The 17698-nt window shown below is 67.2% G+C and carries 20 protein-coding genes; 9 read left to right on the top strand and 11 right to left on the bottom strand.

The genetic code is table 11. From position 1 onward, the window contains the following. The first annotated feature begins 34 nt into the window (after window positions 1–34). From ASF72_RS00175 to ASF72_RS00190, 4 genes are read left to right on the top strand one after another with little or no spacing between them, the layout of a single operon-like run. Window positions 35–520, top strand: coding sequence for a MarR family winged helix-turn-helix transcriptional regulator (locus ASF72_RS00175; protein WP_056595454.1), 486 nt, complete (start codon window positions 35–37; stop codon window positions 518–520). A 15-nt stretch (window positions 521–535) separates the two neighbouring features. Further along, a complete protein-coding gene (locus ASF72_RS00180) occupies window positions 536–1114 on the top strand; it encodes an SSI family serine proteinase inhibitor (RefSeq protein WP_056595457.1) in 579 nt (192 codons plus the stop codon). Next, window positions 1101–2048, top strand: coding sequence for a hypothetical protein (locus ASF72_RS00185; RefSeq protein WP_056595460.1), 948 nt, complete (start codon window positions 1101–1103; stop codon window positions 2046–2048). Before ASF72_RS00180 ends, ASF72_RS00185 begins: the two co-directional genes overlap by 14 nt. Then, window positions 2032–2379 (top strand): hypothetical protein, encoded by a 348-nt coding sequence (locus ASF72_RS00190; protein ID WP_050686711.1) that lies wholly within the window; start codon window positions 2032–2034, stop codon window positions 2377–2379. Before ASF72_RS00185 ends, ASF72_RS00190 begins: the two co-directional genes overlap by 17 nt. A 114-nt stretch (window positions 2380–2493) precedes the next feature. Here ASF72_RS00190 and ASF72_RS00195 read toward each other — a convergent pair whose 3' ends face one another. Together ASF72_RS00195 and ASF72_RS00200 are read right to left on the bottom strand one after the other, a co-directional pair. After that, a complete protein-coding gene (locus ASF72_RS00195) occupies window positions 2494–5685 on the bottom strand; it encodes a S8 family serine peptidase (protein ID WP_442854140.1) in 3192 nt (1063 codons plus the stop codon). A 351-nt stretch (window positions 5686–6036) separates the two neighbouring features. Then, complete coding sequence (locus ASF72_RS00200; RefSeq protein ID WP_056595466.1) at window positions 6037–6219, bottom strand: hypothetical protein; 183 nt, start codon at window positions 6217–6219, stop codon at window positions 6037–6039. A 255-nt stretch (window positions 6220–6474) separates the two neighbouring features. On the opposite strand from ASF72_RS00200, the gene purS reads away from it, so the two are divergent. The 3 genes from purS to purL are packed head-to-tail and all read left to right on the top strand — an operon-like array spanning window position 6475 to window position 9807. Further along, a complete protein-coding gene (gene purS, locus ASF72_RS00205; RefSeq protein ID WP_050686715.1) occupies window positions 6475–6726 on the top strand; it encodes a phosphoribosylformylglycinamidine synthase subunit PurS in 252 nt (83 codons plus the stop codon). 1 nt (window position 6727) lies between these two features. Then, complete coding sequence (gene purQ, locus ASF72_RS00210) at window positions 6728–7501, top strand: phosphoribosylformylglycinamidine synthase subunit PurQ (protein WP_050686717.1); 774 nt, start codon at window positions 6728–6730, stop codon at window positions 7499–7501. Next, window positions 7498–9807: a phosphoribosylformylglycinamidine synthase subunit PurL gene (purL, locus tag ASF72_RS00215; protein WP_056595469.1), complete on the top strand. Its 2310-nt coding sequence runs from the start codon at window positions 7498–7500 to the stop codon at window positions 9805–9807. Before purQ ends, purL begins: the two co-directional genes overlap by 4 nt. Window positions 9808–9900: 93 nt before the next feature. Here the strand turns inward: purL and ASF72_RS00220 are convergent, their stop codons facing one another. From ASF72_RS00220 to ASF72_RS00235, 4 genes are read right to left on the bottom strand one after another with little or no spacing between them, the layout of a single operon-like run. After that, window positions 9901–10194, bottom strand: coding sequence for a DUF503 domain-containing protein (locus tag ASF72_RS00220; protein WP_050687938.1), 294 nt, complete (start codon window positions 10192–10194; stop codon window positions 9901–9903). A gap of 37 nt (window positions 10195–10231) precedes the next feature. Further along, window positions 10232–10549 (bottom strand): putative quinol monooxygenase, encoded by a 318-nt coding sequence (locus tag ASF72_RS00225; RefSeq protein WP_050687937.1) that lies wholly within the window; start codon window positions 10547–10549, stop codon window positions 10232–10234. Then, entirely contained in the window at window positions 10546–11088 is a 543-nt protein-coding gene (locus ASF72_RS00230; RefSeq protein ID WP_056595473.1) for a DUF1990 family protein, read from the bottom strand. The genes ASF72_RS00225 and ASF72_RS00230 overlap by 4 nt, the downstream gene beginning before the upstream one ends. Then, window positions 11081–11488, bottom strand: coding sequence for an MmcQ/YjbR family DNA-binding protein (locus ASF72_RS00235; protein ID WP_050687935.1), 408 nt, complete (start codon window positions 11486–11488; stop codon window positions 11081–11083). Before ASF72_RS00235 ends, ASF72_RS00230 begins: the two co-directional genes overlap by 8 nt. A gap of 45 nt (window positions 11489–11533) precedes the next feature. Between ASF72_RS00235 and ASF72_RS00240 the strand changes: the two genes are divergently transcribed. Then, a complete protein-coding gene (locus ASF72_RS00240; RefSeq protein WP_056595475.1) occupies window positions 11534–12562 on the top strand; it encodes an isopenicillin N synthase family dioxygenase in 1029 nt (342 codons plus the stop codon). A 34-nt stretch (window positions 12563–12596) separates the two neighbouring features. Here ASF72_RS00240 and ASF72_RS00245 read toward each other — a convergent pair whose 3' ends face one another. The 5 genes from ASF72_RS00245 to ASF72_RS00265 form a co-directional block, all read right to left on the bottom strand. Next, complete coding sequence (locus tag ASF72_RS00245) at window positions 12597–13022, bottom strand: CoA-binding protein (RefSeq protein ID WP_050687933.1); 426 nt, start codon at window positions 13020–13022, stop codon at window positions 12597–12599. Window positions 13023–13066: 44 nt separating this feature from the next. Next, entirely contained in the window at window positions 13067–13969 is a 903-nt protein-coding gene (locus tag ASF72_RS00250) for a hypothetical protein (protein WP_056595478.1), read from the bottom strand. Then, on the bottom strand, window positions 13966–14517 hold the full coding sequence (locus ASF72_RS00255; RefSeq protein WP_056595481.1) for an RNA polymerase sigma factor: 552 nt from the start codon (window positions 14515–14517) through the stop codon (window positions 13966–13968). Before ASF72_RS00255 ends, ASF72_RS00250 begins: the two co-directional genes overlap by 4 nt. Window positions 14518–14702: 185 nt before the next feature. After that, a complete protein-coding gene (locus tag ASF72_RS00260) occupies window positions 14703–15038 on the bottom strand; it encodes a YegP family protein (RefSeq protein WP_056595484.1) in 336 nt (111 codons plus the stop codon). 232 nt (window positions 15039–15270) lie between these two features. Continuing rightward, window positions 15271–16560: an adenylosuccinate synthase gene (locus tag ASF72_RS00265; protein WP_050687929.1), complete on the bottom strand. Its 1290-nt coding sequence runs from the start codon at window positions 16558–16560 to the stop codon at window positions 15271–15273. Window positions 16561–16938: 378 nt separating this feature from the next. On the opposite strand from ASF72_RS00265, the gene ASF72_RS00270 reads away from it, so the two are divergent. Then, entirely contained in the window at window positions 16939–17568 is a 630-nt protein-coding gene (locus ASF72_RS00270; protein ID WP_050687928.1) for a uracil-DNA glycosylase, read from the top strand. Window positions 17569–17698: the final 130 nt, after the last annotated feature.

A 17698-nucleotide genomic window follows, 5' to 3' on the forward strand; every position in this document is an offset into this window, starting at 1 on the left:
GCTAATAATTAGTGCACTAACAATTGGAGGTCTGATGACCAACCGCGCCGACGCCCCGGCTGAGGATGACCTGCTCCTGGAACAGCAATTGTGCTTCGCGCTGACAGTTGCCGCCCGGAGTGTGGTGGGGGCCTATAAACCCGTGCTGGAGAAACTGAACCTCACCCACCCGCAGTACCTGGTGATGCTGTGCCTGTGGGAGGCCAGTCCGCGTACGGTCAGGAACATCAGCGACGCCCTGGCCCAGGAACCCGCCACCATTTCACCGCTCCTGCGGCGGCTTGAGGCCGCCGGACTGATCACCCGACGCCGCGCCGACGGCAATGAACGTGCCCTGGCCGTCGACCTCACGCCCGCGGGCGCGGACCTCCGGACCGAAGCGCTCAAGGTCCCGGGCACCATGATGGACAGGCTGGGCCTGACCCGCAGCGAGGTGGCCGGCCTGCACGCGTCCATGATGGGCCTCATCGCCGCCACGGCCGGTTCGCCGGAGGCGCGCACCGCTAGAATTGAACAATGACGGAAGTACCTGCAGATGCGTAGCGCGCGGTGGCACCTGGCACTCTTTGTGCTGGCGGCGGGCCTGCTGGCGTCCTGCTCCGGCGCTCCTGGCACGGTCGCCCCATCGTCAGCTCCTGCCGCCTCAGCCTCAGCCTCAGCCTCAGCCTCAGCCTCAGCCTCAGCAGACCCTGACCCGCTGCCTGATCCCGGGAGCACAGTACCTGCACCCTCGCCGGAAGCCAGCCCGCCGCCGTCGGCCGGCCCAGGGCAGGGCGACGCGGAACTTGCCATTTCCGTGGTTCCTGACGTGGGCCAGGAACCCGTGAACTACACCCTGGTGTGCCGGGCGGGAGTTCCGGCCGCCGAGAGCAGCCATCCCACTGCCCAGGCCGCCTGCGCCGCGTTGAAGGCCAACGCGGCGCTGCTCAGTCCGCCGAAACCCACGGCCGCGGTGGGCTGCACCCAAGAGTATGGCGGCCCCCAGAAGGCCACCGTGACCGGGGTGGTGGACGGCGTGCCCGTTGACACCGCTTTCAGCCGCAACGACGGCTGCGCCATTGGCGCCTGGAACGCCGCCCGCAGCATCCTGGGTCCAGCCGGTGGAGCAGTTTAGCGTCCTGGCGCCGGACCAATGGCAGGCGCTGGAGCGCGCCCACCAGGACCGCGTCAGCCGCTACGCCGATCCCTACCTTGCCCGCCGGTCCGCGGGCCGGAAGCATCCCGTGGAGGACTTCCTTTTCACTTATTACACCCAGAAGCCGGGCCAGCTGCGCCGCTGGCATCCCGGCGCGGGCACCGTGCTGCTCGGCCCACCGGCTGCTGCCCGCAGCAGCTGGAAGCATTACCGGACGCTTGACAACGGCGAACTCGCCGGGCTGGGGCTTGCCGCCGGAACCAGCGCTGTCACCATGGACCGGGCCGCCTTCCTGGCCGACCGCAGGGACGCTGTGGTGTTCGCGGACGTCATCCTGCGGGGCACCGCTGCCCGGCCCGCCCAGTTCGGCTGCTTCGGCCTGCATGAATGGGCGATGGTGTACCACCAGGACAGGTTTGACCTGCGCCACGAATACCTGCAGCTCCGGCTCGGCTCCGAGGGTACGGACAAGGTGGTGGAGGACAACCGGATCCGCTGCACGCACTTTGACGCGTTCCGGTTCTACACCCCTGATGCCACGCCGCTCAACGAGCTCGAACCGACCCGGGAAAACCAGCGGCAGCTGGAACAGCCCGGCTGCTTGCACGCCAACATGGACCTCTACAAATGGGCGTACAAGCTGACGCCGGCGTTGCCCAGCGAGCTGGTCATGGACTGCTTTGAGCTGTCCTGGCGGGTGCGGGCCATGGACATGAAGGCTTCCCCATACGATCTGGCCGAGTGGGGCTACCCGCCCATCCGGATCGAAACACCTGACGGCAAGGCGGACTACGTGGCCCGGCAGCGCGCTTTTGCCCAGGAGGCAGCTGTCCTCCGCAGCAGGCTGACTGCCGCCCTCCACACGGCAACGGCCGTCGAGGAAAGGGACGTTGACCATGCCCGCACCGCTTGAGCTTCGTTTGGCCATCCGCCTCAGTGACACCCCTGACGGCCCGCACCATGACTTCTCTCTGGTGGCCAGCGAGGGAGTGCTGGCCGACGGCTCCACCGTCCCGGATCCGCAGGCAGCCCTCGCGGCGGTGCTCCGGTACGGCGAAGGTATTTTCTTTCCCAAGCCGGGACCGCCCAGGATCTGCACCCAGCAGTACGGCGGCCCACAGCGGGCCGTTATCACCGGCACGTTCGGGGGCCGGCAGGTCCACACCGAGCTCTCCCTGACGGACGGCTGCGAAATTGCGCGGTGGCGGGCCCTGGCGCCCCTGCTGGGCGGAACCGCCACCTAACCTCCGCCGAATCTCCCCGCCTTCGAGGGAACAGCAACGGCGCACCGCTTGGAAAATGCGGCGCGCCGTTGGTGTTCACTGGCGAAGCTGGGGAATTTCAGCGGTCAGTGCCGCCTACACCCCCAGGTCTGCGTTGCCGGAGTTCTCCGGCAGCTCCTGCTTCTTCTTCTCCTTTTTGACCTTGTCCTTTTTGTCCTTCTTGGACGGGTCCGTCTGCTCGTCGTCAGGGACGACAACCGGCGCACCCGGGGTAACCACCACGGAAACGAAGGTGGGTTGGGCGCCGCCGGAGTAGTTCACGCGGCCGATGTAGGAACCCGGTGCCAGGTTCTTCCAGTCCAGCGTCACCTCACCGGCGGAACCGTTGGCCAGCCGGAGCGGGTTGGGGCTCACCGTTGCGTTACCCACGTTGGCGCCCAGCACCGCAGCGTCCAGGGAAGCCTTGGTGGGCTGCCCGTTGGGGCTTGCATAGAGATTGGCGAACATGGTGTAGACACCTGCCGGCGGGTTGACGACGGACACGGACTCGCTGGCGGACACCGTCTGGGCGGCAAGCTGCCGTCCGTCCGGGGCGAAGACCAGCAGGTCGAAGTCAGCGGTCTCGTCCGATGAGAATACGGAGAACTTGGCCAGCGGAGACCCTGCAGCCACAGTAACCTGCTTCACGGCGTTGGCCGGGTTGTTGGCCAGGGCCAGCGGGCCGGGGACCAGTTCAATGGCGGTGGAGTCCGCCTTGGACAGCCCATCCACGGTCATGCTGATCGGCGCGTTGGTGCCGGACACCACGGGGATCTTCCCCTGTCCGTTGCCACCCACCGAGCTGAAGGCGGCGTTGGCCGGGGCCACTGCCGACTGCGGCCGGACGGCCACCGGGGATGCGACGTTCTTGCCGGCGCCCTGCCACACCAGGCTGCCCATGGCGAACTGGCCGGTGGGTGCTGAGGTGTTTTCGAACTTGACCTTGAACGTCCGCTTTTCGCCGGCGGCGCTGAAGTTCAGGATCGACGGCGTGACGGTCACCTTGACGCCCGGCACATTGGCTTGCGCCCGGTAGAGGCCCGGGGTCAGGGCGGTGACGGTCCGGGTCACTTCGGTTTTGCCGGTCAGTGCGCCGAGGGCGAAGGATGCCACGTTCATGTCCCGCGGAGCGGTGCTCCCCAGGTCCGGGATGCCCAGGTCGAGGCCTGTGCCCTGGATGAACTTGAGGTAGTCGTTTTCGTTGGCGTCGTACACCAGGCCCGGATCGAGGACCTTGGCCACGGAGACCTGGCCGGCGCCGGTGGCGAAGACGTCAGTGTTTTTGCTGCCGTCCGCGTTCTTGACGTCAGCGGCCGTGGTCATCATTGCCGACTTCACGGTGGCCGGTGACCAGGTGGGGTTCTTGGCCAGGACCAAGGCACCGAAACCGGCCACATGCGGGGCGGCCATTGAGGTGCCGGACATCATGCCAAACTGGGCGCCGCCTTCGGCGATGGGTGAAACGCCAGCCAGGACAGCGACGCCGGGAGCGGCAACGTCAGGCTTGAGCAGATCCGAACCGGTGGCCAGCAGCGGTCCGCGTGAGGAGAACCCGGCGATCTGCGGCTGGGGTGCCTGCGGCAGTCCGGTGGTGTCCTTATTAACCAGGGCCGCCGTGATCTCCGGATTGGCCGCCAGCTTGTCCTTGATCTGCTGGGTTGCCGGCGGGTTCACGTGCACGGTGGGTACTGCGTGCTGGTCCACGTCCTCGGAGGATGTAGTGACGTTGACCAGGATCATGCCCACACCACCCGCACGCTTGACCTCGGAGCTCTTGGCGACGCGGTCCACTACCCCGCGGTCGCAGACCACAATCCGGCCCGTCGCTTTGGCGGGGTCCAGGGTGTTGGGTCCGCACAGTTCCGGGCTGGCTGCGCCTGCGGCAGCAGCGTTGGCGGCCAGGACCAGCCGGCTGGCCGGGACGTTGTTGGCCATCAGGCTGGCGCCGCGGAACTTGGTGCCGTCGGCGAATTCGACGGTTCCCTGCAGCTCAGTGGAGAAGGAGCTTGCGGCGACTGTGGTGAGCCACGGAGCACCGTGGTTCACGGTGCTGGCCGTGGGGCCGGAGTTGCCTGCGGAGGCAGAGACGAACACGCCGGCCGAGGCTGCCGAGAGGAACGCCAGCGCCACCGGGTCGGTGGTTGTGGAGGTGCTGCCGGAGATGGAGTAGTTCAATACATCCACGCCGTCCAGGATCGCCTGGTTGATGGCGGCCACGGAAGCGGAGCTGTAGCAGCCGCCCGTGTTGGGATCCGTGTCTTCCCAGCAGACCTTGTAGATGGACAGCTTGGCGGCAGGGGCCACGCCGCCGGTGATGCCCATGTCGCGGGCTCCCAGGTTGGCCCGGACATTGGCGTTGCCGGCCGCAGTGCTGGCGGTGTGGGTGCCGTGGCTTCCCACGTCAACGGGCGACAGGACTTCTTCAGGTGCTCGGTCCTCGACCGGGACGTAGGCCTTGAAGTCGTCAGCGAAGTAGCGGGCGCTCAGGACCTTGGAGTTGCAGGCGCTGCCGTCAAAGTCAGCGCCGGTGCCCTCACCCTTTTGGCACTCGCCAACGAACGTGTCGCCGTCGGACTTCAGCATGGCGATGTTGCCCTCGCCGTTGCGGTAGGGAACCCCGACGACGGGTGCGCCCTCGAGCGGCTTGACGTCGGCGCCCGCGAAGAAGGGGTTGGAGGGCGTGTAGCCGGAGTCGATGACACCGACCACCACGCCCTTGCCGGCGTTGTCCGTACCGCCGAATGACGTGTTCCAGATGCCCTGCGGACCGGACAGCTGGAGGAAGTCGGTGGTGGAGTAGTCAGGGGCGTTTTCGGTGTCCGGTGCCACCATCAGGACTTTGGGGTCCTTGGCCAGGTTCAGCGCCTGATCCGCGGACAGGTCGGCGGTGAACCCGTTGATGGCCGCGGTGAACGTGCGCTTGATCTGGACGCTTTCGTCCTTGGCCACTTCCTTCTGCCGGGTTTCCAGGTGCTGCTGGTACCGCTGGACCTCGGGCTTGGAAGCGTCCAGCTTTTTGCCGGTCTGGGGCTTGGTTGCGCTGAGCCCGTCGGTGCCGCCATCGTAGGTGGCCGCCGGCTTTTCGGCCAGCACTACGATGTACCGGCCCGCCTGGTAGTCCTTCGGGTCAACGTTTTTCTGCTGGACGGACGGGACCTGTCCCGCGCCGGGGGCCGCGGTGGCCGGCATGACGGCTACTGATGTGAGGAGTAATGGAATGCCGATGGAGAGCGCCGCCGCCCTCCGGACCCCTGGGCTTCGAAGGAAGCTCTTGCCTGCTGATTTCACGGGTGGTTTGAACCTTTCCTAAAGGAACGCTCCCGGCGGTGCCGGGCACACGAAGCCAGCCTGACGATGTGACAGATTTTGTCGGCCTTTTCCCGAGGCTGGCCGAACTCACACTACAGACTGAGAGCTAAATATGACATAGGTAACACGCAAGATTCATACGGTGTCACGTGAATTTACACAGCCTTTACACAGCCGGCGGGCGTAGTCTCCTGCGGCGGGCACGGTTGCGGGCCGGAGAGGGGTCAGGGCTTGCATAAGCGGCCGCCGGCATACGCCGGGCAGGCCGCGGCCAGCCGGTCCACAGCGTGCCGTGAAGGCGGGGCCGGGGCCTGATTGCCGGAAGGTGCCTTAGCGCGGAGTGCGCACCACGTCGCTGATCCATTGGCGGGTCTTCTCGTCAACGGGACCAGCCAGCCTGCTGTCCCGGGACAGACGGTCCGCTTTGACCTTCTGCAGCACCATCCGTCCCAGCCCGGCAAACACGGCTGCTGCCATCACGGGCAGGAGGAGCGACTTCGATTTCTCGGCCATCCAGCCATCCTAATGAAGGCCCTGCAACAACTCCAGACCCAACAGCCGCTGCGCCGGAAACGAGGCGGCCGTCACGGGCCGGCCGGCGGAAGCAGCCGGATGCGGAACGGGGCGCTGCGGCCGGTAGAATAGGTACGCAAGCTCGCGGAGCGCCCGTCCTCACTGTCCATTGCCGGCAGATCCCACCTTCGGAACGGCGTGAGACGGCATCACTCCGCTGCGCCCTTACCCAAGCTCACGCACAGGAGTTGCCGGATGCCCCGGATCGTTGTTGACGTCATGCCCAAGCCCGAGATTCTGGACCCGCAGGGGAAGGCAATCGTAGGCGCCCTCCCCCGGCTGGGCTTCACCAGCTTCAGCTCTGTCCGCCAGGGCAAGCGGTTCGAACTGACGGTGGACGGCGAGGTGACCGAGGAGATCCTGGCCCAGGCACGCGATGCCGCCGCGACGCTGCTCTCCAACCCCGTTATTGAGGACGTTGTCAACGTCGAGGTCGTCGAGGCCTGACATGACTGAACTTCCCCTCATCGGCGAAGCCGTCGCCGTCGCAGCGGTGCCGCGCCTGGCAGGCGCCCGGATCGGCGTCGTCACGTTCCCCGGCACCCTTGATGACCGCGATGCCGCCCGCGCCGTCCGGCTGGCCGGCGGAACCGCCGTCCCGCTGTGGCATGCCGACACCGCCCTCGGTGACGTGGACGCCGTCGTGATTCCCGGCGGCTTCTCCTACGGCGATTACCTGCGCGCCGGTGCGATCGCCCGGTTCGCGCCGCTGATGTCAAAGATCATCGACGCCGCCAACTCCGATGCGAAGCTCCCCGTCCTGGGCATCTGCAACGGCTTCCAGATCCTGACCGAGTCGCACCTGCTGCCCGGTTCCATGATCAAGAACGACCACCTGAAGTTCCTCTGCCGCGACCAGGTGCTGCGGGTCGAAAACAGCAACACCGCCTGGACGCTTGACTACCAGGCGGGCCAGGAAATCACCGTTCCGCTGAAGAACCAAGACGGCCAGTACCTCGCCGATGAAAAGACGCTGGACGCCCTGGAGGCCGAAAACCGCGTGGTGTTCCGCTACGTGGGTTTCAACCCGAACGGCTCCCGCCGGGACATCGCCGGCATCTCCAACGCGGCCGGCAACGTGGTGGGCCTGATGCCGCACCCGGAGCACGCAGTGGAAACCGGCTTCGGCCCCGAGTCGCTGGACGGCATCGGCGGCGCGGACACGGACGGGCTGGGCTTCTTTACCTCCGTTTTGACCAAGATTGTGGGAGGCGACAAGTGAGCACCGAAACCACCAAGAAGTTCAACATCGACACGGTGGCGAACGCCGAAAAGACGCCGGACACCGAGCTGCCCTGGGCCGGGCTGGGCCTGAAGCAGAACGAGTTCGATGACATCCTCAAGGTCCTGGGCCGCCGCCCCACCGGCGCGGAACTGGCCATGTACTCGGTCATGTGGAGCGAGCACTGCTCCTACAAATCCTCCAAGAACCACCTGCGCCAGTTCGGCGAGAAGGTGACCCCGGAGATGAAGAAGGACATGCTGGTGGGTATCGGCGAGAACGCCGGCGTGACCAACCTCGGGGACGGCTGGGCCGTGACCTTCAAGATCGAATCGCACAACTCGCCGTCGTTCGTGGAGCCCTACCAGGGCGCCGCAACCGGCATCGGCGGGATTGTCCGCGACATCATCTCGATGGGCGCCCGGCCCGTTGCCGTGATGGATCCGCTGCGCTTCGGCGCCATCGACCACCCGGACACCGCACGCGTTATGCACGGCGCCGTGGCCGGCATCGGCGGCTACGGCAACTCCCTGGGCCTGCCGAACATCGGCGGCGAAATGGTGTTCGACGCCGTTTACCAGGGCAACCCGCTGGTCAATGCCCTCGCCGTGGGCGTGATGCGCCACGAGGACATCCGCTTGGCCAATGCGTCCGGCAAGGGCAACAAGGTGGTCCTGTTCGGTGCACGCACCGGCGGCGACGGCATTGGCGGCGCCTCGGTGCTGGCCTCCGAGTCCTTCGACGACACCAAACCCTCCAAGCGGCCCGCCGTGCAGGTAGGCGACCCCTTCGCGGAGAAGGTCCTCATCGAGTGCTGCCTTGAACTTTTCAAGGGCTCCCTCGTGGAAGGCATCCAGGACCTGGGCGCAGCCGGCATCTCCTGCGCCACCTCGGAACTGGCCTCCAACGGCGATGGCGGCATGGCCGTCGAGCTGACATCGGTGCTGCTCCGCGACCCCACACTGACGCCGGGCGAAATCCTGATGTCAGAGTCGCAGGAACGCATGATGGCAGTGGTCACCCCGGAGAACGTCGCGGCCTTCGAAGCCGTGATGGACAAGTGGGCCGTGGAATACGCCTGGCTGGGTGAAGTGACCGACAGCGGCCGCCTCATCATCACGTGGGAGGGCGAGGTGATTGTCGACGTCGACCCCCGTACCGTGGCGCACGACGGCCCGGTCTACGACCGCCCGTTTGCCCGTCCCGACTGGCAGGACGCCGTCCAGGCTGACCTGTTCACCGGGTCCGTGCAGGACGCCGGGCGGCCCGCCGCCCCGGCCCAGCTTGCGGCGGCAGTCACCGAACTGGTGGCGTCCCCCAACATGTGTTCCAAGGCCTGGATCACCAACCAGTACGACCGGTACGTGGGCGGCAACACCGCCATGGCGTTCCCGGACGATGCAGGCGTGGTCCGCGTGGACGAGGAATCCGGCCTGGGCGTTGCCCTGGCCACGGACGCCAACGGCCGCTACACCTACCTCGATCCGTACCACGGCGCCCAGCTGGCCCTGGCCGAGGCCTACCGCAACGTCGCCACCTCCGGCGCCGTCCCCATGGCCGTCAGCGACTGCCTGAACTTCGGGTCCCCGGAGGACCCGGACGTGATGTGGCAGCTTGCCGAAGCCATCCGCGGCCTGTCCGACGCCTGCATGGTGCTGGGCATCCCGGTCACCGGCGGCAACGTTTCGCTGTACAACCAGACCGGCACCACGCCGATCCACCCCTCACCGGTGGTGGCTGTGCTGGGCAAGCTCGACGATGTCGCCCGCCGCACGCCGTCGGGCTGGCGGGAAGACGGCCAGGCCATCTACCTGCTGGGCACCACGGCCGTGGAGCTGGACGGTTCGGAATGGGCCAACATGCGCGGCCACCTGGGCGGCCTGCCGCCCAAGGTTGACCTCGACGCCGAACGGGCGCTGGGCGAGATCCTGATCAACGCCTCCCGCGACGGCATGGTCGACTCCGCGCACGACCTCTCCGAAGGTGGCCTCGCAGCCGCCCTGGTGGAGTCCTCGCTGCGTTACGGCGTGGGCGCCCGCATCGCTCTGCAGGATGTTATGGACCGGGACGGCGTGGACCTGTTCACGGCGCTCTTCTCCGAAACCCAGGGCCGCGCCGTGGTGGGCGTCCCCCGCTCCGAGGAAGTCCGCTTCACGGACATGTGCACCGCCCGCGGTTTCGCGCACACCCGGATCGGCGTGGTGGACGCGGACAGCGGAACCCTTGCCATCAACGGCGTGGACGAACTGGCGCTCGACGCACTCCGCGAAGCTCACGAAGGGACCCTGCCGAAGTACTTCGGCTGAACCGTAACACCGCCAGCGCGGGGTCGCCTCCGGCCCACCGGCCCTTCGGGACCGGGCCGGAGGTGGCCCCGCGCTGCTGTTACGGGCGGGGACTCAGTCCTCACTGTGCAGATCCCGCCGGCGGACCCCCAGCAACTCAATCTCCGGGCGGTACGCCACAAAACGTTCGACGGCGTCAAGCACCGCCACGAGGTGCGCCCGGTCAGCCGCCACCAGCCCGGCCCCGACGCGGGAGCGCCGGTACTGGTCGTGGTCCCCGACTTCCGCAACCGACACCTCGAAACGTCGTTTGGTCTCGGCCAGCAGCGGCCTGATCACGGAGCGTTTTTCCTTCAGGCTGTGAACATCGCCCAGGAGAATGTCGAACTCGATCCAGCCGATCCACATGCCTCATCGTAACGGCCGCCTGATCCGGCGGAGCGGCTCAGATGCTGAGTTCGCCCATGGTGTCCCAGCCCTCGCCGTCAACCTGGCGGCTGATGATCCGCGGCGTTTCCACCAGGGCCTGGCGCATGTCCACCATGGCCTGCTGGAAGTGGGCGCTGTTGACGTGGTCGCCGGCGGCGTCGTCCTTGAAGGCCTCCACCAGGACAAACTCGTTGGCGTCCGAGGTGCTGCGGGACCAGTCGAACCAGAGGTTGCCGGGTTCCTGGCGGGTTGCCGTGGTGAAGCCGTCCACCAGGTCGAGCCAGCGGTCCGACCAGTCGGGCTTGACCTTGAACTTGACGACAATGAATATCACTGGGGTGTTCCTTCCGTGGCGAGTGCTTTTGCCCCTTCAATGTACCGGGCGGTCACGTACCGCTGGGCAGCGCCGGCCACCACTGCACCTGCGGAATAGAACCAGTTGGCGGGCTTGCTGAAGGCCCGGATCCGCAGGTGCACGGCCCCGGCGGCGTCGATCAGCACCTCGAAGGACTCCTCGCCGCGCTCCGGATGGCCCGGCAGGGTCCCGTAGCCGAATCCGGCCGACTGCGGGGAGCCGCCCGGCACGGCTTCGCGGACCCACACCACCTCGCACGGCGCGTTGATGCGAAAGGGCCCGACGCCGAATCCGCTCACCACCCGTGCGCCCGGCCGGACGGTTGGGACGTCGGCCCGGACCCGGAGTCCGGCCCGCCGCTGCAGCTCCCAGGAAAGGATTCCCGCGGCAACGTGCCGGTACAGGTCCTGGCCGCTGCCCAGCCTTACTTCCTTCAGGACCTGGTGGTAGCCGGCAGGCGCAACACCATGTTCAGTCCCACCGACGCCCGGATAGTCCAGCGTGCCGCGCTTACTCATTGCCACCTGCAAGTCCGGCCCAGCCCAGCTGTTCCCGCTGCTTCCGGTTGAACCGCGCCACCACCAGGTCGTACGAATCCTCCACCATGTCCTTGACCATGCCGTCCGGCAGAGCGCCGTCCAGCCGGACCCCGTTCCAGTGGGTTTTGTTCATGTGCCAGGCACCGGTGATTTCCGGGTGGGCGGCGCGCAACTGCTCTGCCAGCGCCGGCTCGCATTTCAGGTTCACGTAAAAGTCGGCCGCATCGAGGGAAGACAGCGCAAAAAGCCGTGACTCGTGGGTTGCGCCACCGGCAATGTGGGCCCGGACTTTGAACACCGCCGTCTCCGGTCCGAAGGGGTAGTCCTCGTAGCTCCCCGGGAACGCCAGGCAGATTTTCCGTAAGTAGGCTGGATCCATACCTAGACCCTACAAAGCCGGACCGGGCGGTGCTAGTCTGCGGACATGGCACACGATCCGGGAGCCATCCCCGTTCTGGACCTCACCACAGCCCGGCTGCCCGGCGGGACGTTCAATCCGGAATTCATTGAACAGCTCCGGCACGCCACCCACGACATCGGCTTCTTCCAGGTCACCGGCTACGGCGCCGCCCCCGGCCAGGCCGAACACCTGCTGTCCGTCATCCGGGACTTCTTCAACCTCCCGCTGGCGGAACGGATGAAACTGGATAACCGGTTGTCCCCCCATTTCCGCGGGTATACCAGGATGGGCACTGAAGTGACCCAGGGCAGGGCGGACGCGCGGGAGCAGATCGACTACTCCCCCGAGCGGGAACCGGCCACCGGGCACCCCGCCGATGAACCGTACTGGCTGCTGCAGGGCCCTAACCTCTGGCCGGACCAGGGCTTTCCCGGCCTGAAACCGGCTGCCATGGCCTGGGCGGAGCTGATGTCGTCCGTGGGCATGGACCTGCTGCGCGCCATCGCTGTGTCCCTGCACCAGCCGGAGGACTACTTCGACGAACCGTTCCACGGGACCCCGGCCTGGATGGGGAAGCTGGTCCACTACGTGGGCGGGGTGGTGACGGCCGCGGGAAACCAGGGGGTGGGCTCGCACGCTGACTACGGGTTTGTCACCCTTCTGCTCCAGGACGATGTGGGCGGGCTCGAAGTGCTGCCGCCCGGCACGGCGGAATGGCTCCCCGTGGAGCCCCTGCCCGGGGCGCTGGTGGTGAACCTCGGCGAGATGCTGGAAGTGGCTACCGAAGGGTATCTGGCGGCCACCATCCACCGGGTGCAGGCCCCGCCGCCGGGCGTGGACCGCTACTCCGTCCCGTTTTTCTGGTCGCCAAGGCTGGACGCTGTCATCGGGCCCGTACCCCTTCCGCCGGAGCTGAAGGCCGCGGCGCGGGGCATCACGGACAATCCCGATAATCCCCTGCTGGCCTCGTTCGGCCGCAACATGCTCAAGGGCCGGATGCGGGCCCACCCGGACGTGACAGAGCGCCACTACCCGGAGCTGCGGGCGGGCTGAGACGCTTGAGCAGCACGACGCCGGGACCCGGGTTTCAGAGGTCGAATTTCCACGCCTGCTGAGCAGGGCAGGTATTCATCACCACATCCAGGCCCGCGTCCTTGGCGCGCTGCGCCGCTGCCTCGTCAATAACGCCCAGTTGCAGCCACACGGCCTTTGCGCCCACAGCGATGGCCTGGTCAACCACGGCGCCGACCTTTTCCGAATTGACGAAACAGTCCACCACGTCGATGGGCTGCTTGTCCGCAGGAATGCCGGCCAGGGTGCTGTACCCGGTTTCGCCGTGCACCGGATCGCCCGGCACGTTGACGGGGATGATCTCCATTCCCAGCCTGTCCCGGATAAACAACGAAGTTTCATAAGCTGCGCGCCATTCATTGGTGGTGAGGCCCACGATGGCCCACCGCCCCTTGGTCCTCATGAGGCGCTCAATCACTGCGGGGTCGTTGGTGTGGCTCATTGCCCCAGCCTACGCCGGTGGGCGCGTACGCCTGCGGACCCGGCTTAGCCGCGCGGACCGCCGGGCCCCGGCTTGTCCTTGCCGGCAGGGGCTTGGAGCCTCTCGCTGTCTTTTTGTTTGACCCGGCGCTGGTCCCTGGGGTGGGTGCCGTCGGCCTTCCGGGCGGTGCCTGGCGACTCTGCGGATTTCGGGGAGTCCCCCGGTGGGGACGCGGCGGCAGGCGGGGACGCGGCTGGCGCTGCCCGGGGTGGTGCCGCCGGGGCCGGCAGCGCCGGGGCGGCGGGTTCACGGGCTTCGGTTCCGGCCGCACCGGGGCCGTTGCCTTGGACGGCGTCCGGCAGCCCCAAGCTCCCGGCTCCCGCTGCTGCAGCCGCCGGGGCCGGCACCGCGGCACCGGAATCTGCACCAGCATCAGCGACGGCAGGCGGAACCGGGGACGGCGCAGGCACGGACCCGGGAGTTGATGCGGATTGCCGGGTGCTGTCCCCGCCTGACGGGCCGCCTGGTTCACCGGCCGTGACGTGCCCGGGCTGCGGCGCAGGCGCAGGCGCAGGCACAGGAACGGACGCAGGATCAGGAATGGGTGCAGGGGCAGGGTTAGCCGGGCCTGTCACCCACGGACCCAGTAGCTGCTGGACGGAGAAGCTGCCTGTTCCTGCGTGTCCGCCGGTGCTGGCGGCCACGCCTGTGGCGCCGAGTCCCATGCCGGCGATGACGGCCAGTCCAACGATCGTTGATTTGCCGCGGCCCAGCCTGCGGTGGCGGGCCACTTCGTCCGGGACGTCGGAAAGGAGGGCTGCCAGGCCAGGCCCGGGGGCCGGAGCCGGCGTGTGGGCCAGCCCGCCCAGGGACATCAGGGCAGCCTCGAGGGCCTCATTGTCCTGCTGGCCGGAGTCGTCCAGCAGTTCCGCCACGGTGCGGCGAAGGTTTCCGTCGTGGGCGCTCATGGCTTGAGGTACTCCTTCACGTCAGTGGTTTCCCGCAGTTTGAGGAGCGCCCGCCGCTGCAGTTGCTTCACTGCGCCGGCGGACCTGCCCATCACTTCGGCGGCCTGGTCCACGGAAAGTCCGGCCACCAGGCGCAGTGCCAGCACCTCACGCTGGTCTGCCGGCAGCACGTTGAGCAGTGCCACAACCTCGCGGGGCGCCATGCGGTCCAGGGCGGCAGCTTCAGCGGAGGCGGTGGACCGCTGGTCCAGGTCCGCGTCGAACGGCAGGGTGACGGGCGCCCGGCTTTGCCGCCGGTGGTCATCCACCATGCGGGCGTGCGCCACGGAGAAGATGAAGGTCCGCAGCCCGGCCGCCCCGCCGTGCACCGATTCCAGCCGGGGCAGCACCGCCAGGAAGACTTCCTGCATGGCCGCCTCCGGGTCCTCCACACCGCGGGCCACCAGGTATCCCAGCACCTGCGGGGCGTAGGTCCGGTAAACCAGGCTGAAGGCATTGGTCCCGCCGGCGCTCTCCGGGAGCAGCTCATCGGTCAGGGCATCAGTCACGGACGCAGCGCTTTCGGTCAGGAGGGCTTTTTCCGTGCCTACTTTACCCGCCGGTAACCATGGTTCCGGGACAGGGAAGAGCCGGTCCGGAACGTGATGGGGGACAAGTTCCGGGCCGGCTCTACAAAGGGGTAATCGTCCAGGGGCTTCCCGGGGTTACGCAGACGCTGGAAAAACTTTCAGGCTCAGCGGGCCGCTGCCACAATCCAGCGCGGTTTCCGGGCCGGTGCGCCCGGTCCCAGCGCCACCCGGAACACGTGGCCCCGGAGGGCGCGGGCGGTGTCGACGGCAGGGCGCGGCGTTTCGACCGGCAGGGCCGGGACCTGCGGGGCGGTTGGCCGGCGGCTCAGGTCCGTCACGAGGCCGGTGCCGGCGCACTCACGGACAGCGGCTATGCCGGCAGCTACGGCTGGTTTGTCAGCAAATGCTCCGGAGACCGCCATCACGGTCCCGTCAGCAGCCAGCAGCCGGAACCTGTACATCGACTCTGGATCAACAAAAACCTCGAAATTGCCCGCCATCACAAATCCTCCCGGCATCCTTGCCCCTCAACTGGTCCTCCAACCCTCCCCGACGCGGAAGACACCAACAAGGGCCGCGCGGTTAACCCTGTGTAAATTGCATGTCAACGGCGGGCCGGCGGCCTGGGCAGACGGCGGCGGCCCACCCAAAGGTGAGCCGCCGCCGTCGTCCCCACCCGCTCCCCAGCCTCGCAAGCTCGGCCAGGGAACCCTGCGGGCGTGGGCCCAGGTATTAGTCGTTGATGAGGTCGTTCACCACGATGGTCTGGTCCCGGTCCGGGCCCACGCCGATGGCGGAGAACCGGGTGCCGGAAAGCTTCTCCAGGGCCAGCACGTAGTTGCGGGCGTTCTCCGGCAGGTCGCTGAGCGTCCGTGCGCCGGTGATGTCCTCGGTCCAGCCTTCGAAGTACTCGAAGATGGGCTTGGCGTGGTGGAACTCGGTCTGCGTCATGGGCATTTCGTCGTGGCGCACACCGTCAACGTCGTAGGCCACGCAGACGGGGATCTGCTCGATGCCGGTCAGGACGTCCAGCTTGGTCACGAAGTAGTCCGTGAAACCGTTGACGCGGGAGGCGTGGCGGGCCAGGACGGCGTCGTACCAGCCGCAACGGCGGGGCCGGCCGGTGTTGACGCCGAATTCGCCGCCGGTCTTCTGCAGGTACATGCCCATGTCATCGAAGAGTTCGGTGGGGAACGGACCTGCGCCCACGCGGGTGGTGTACGCCTTGATGATGCCGATGGAGCGTGAGATCCGGGTGGGGCCGATGCCGGAACCCACCGATGCGCCGCCAGCGGTGGGGTTGGATGAGGTGACGAACGGGTAGGTGCCGTGGTCCACGTCCAGGAACGTGGCCTGGCCGCCTTCCATCAGCACAACCTTGCCCTCGTCCAGGGCGGTGTTCAGCACCAGGGTGCTGTCAATGACCAGGGGGCGCAGCCGGTCGGCGAAGGACAGGAAGTATTCCACGATCTCGTCCACCACCACGCTGCGGCGGTTGTAAATCTTGACCAGGAGTTCGTTCTTCTGGCGCAGGGACCCTTCCACCTTCTGGCGGAGGATGGACTCGTCAAAAACGTCCTGGACGCGGATGCCCAGCCGGGCCACCTTGTCCATGTAGGCGGGGCCGATCCCGCGGCCGGTGGTGCCGATCGCGCGGCTGCCGAGGAAACGCTCGGTGACTTTGTCCAGGACCTGGTGGTACGGCGCCACGAGGTGTGCGTTCGCCGAGACCCGCAGTTTGGAGGTGTCGGCGCCACGAGCCTGGAGGCCTTCGATTTCCTGGAAGAGCGCCTCGAGGTTGACCACGCAGCCATTGCCGATGATGGGGATGGCGTTGGGGCTGAGAATGCCTGCCGGCAGGAGCTTGAGCTCGTACTTTTCACCGCCTACGACGACGGTGTGCCCGGCGTTGTTGCCGCCGTTGGGCTTGACGACGTAGTCAACGCGGCCGCCCAGAAGGTCGGTCGCTTTGCCTTTTCCTTCGTCGCCCCACTGGGCTCCTACGATCACGATTGCTGGCATGGGATCCTCCCCCATTCGTTCGGGCAGCCCCGTGCCGCCACAAGGTGGCGGTCCCGGCGCGGCGCCGTTCATGAGAACGCCCCGGATGGACAGGTGCCGGCGGCACGCCGGCGCAAGAGTTCCGGGGCTCTTACCACCCAAGTTTAGCCGATCGGGGCGTTTGTCCACTCGCTGGCTGACCTGCGGGGCAATACGGGTGCGGGCCCCGGCAGATTGCCCACAACCCACCGGCGTTTCGTTTCTCCGGGCTTGGTAGACTGGACAGGATCGGCCAGGAGCCGGTCCACCCCATTTCAACCGCTTCCGGCGTGTGCGCTTCCCTGCGCCCGCGCCGGCTGGCGGCAGCAACGCCAATCCCTGCAGGAGATCCAGCCCTTTATGACAGCCCTGGCCCCCGAATCATTCCACGAACAGCTCCTGAGCCGCCGCTACGAACCCAACGTGGCGGTTGTCAACGAACTGTGCGACACCCTGCAGGCGGCCAAGCCCGGCACCATGGTCCCCTACGTGGATCCCATGCACGATGTGGACGAGTGCCGCATCATCAGCCTTTACTCCAACATCGGCGAGGCTGACGGGACGGGTTTCATCACCCCCGGCGACAGTGACGCCGCCACCCGCATGCTGGGCATCCAGTGGAAGCTGGGCCTGCGCCCCGAGTTCGTGATGCCGTGGAACGTCCACCCGTGGCACACGGCGGGCGAGCCCAACGGCAAGTTCACCCCGGACCAGATCTCGGCGGGCCTGAAGCCGCTGCTGAAGTTCCTGGCCCTGGTTCCCCGCGCCTCCGTGATCGTGGCGCATGGCACCGAAGCCAACCGCCTGGCCAACCTGCTGCTGAAGACCGAAGTGCCCATGATCTGGCGCCGCGGCCTGAAGACCTACAAGGTCCGCTCCCTGTCCGGCCGCGCGTTTGCCGGGTCCCCGGTCCGCCAGGAGGAGTTCCTAGAAGACATGCGTGTTGCTTACGCGGACGCCATGGCGCGCACGGGACTGGCCAAGGCCTAGTCCCACCCGTCGCTTCGGCTGGCAGTTTCGAACGCACGACGGCGGGCGGTGACCTTGATTTCCAAAGGGCGGTTTCTAGGGGTCGTTGCAACACCTGTTGGTTAGGTGGTTAGTAGTAAATCACGTAGGC

The organism is Arthrobacter sp. Leaf141 (assembly GCF_001424565.1).
Taxonomy (GTDB): domain Bacteria; phylum Actinomycetota; class Actinomycetes; order Actinomycetales; family Micrococcaceae; genus Arthrobacter.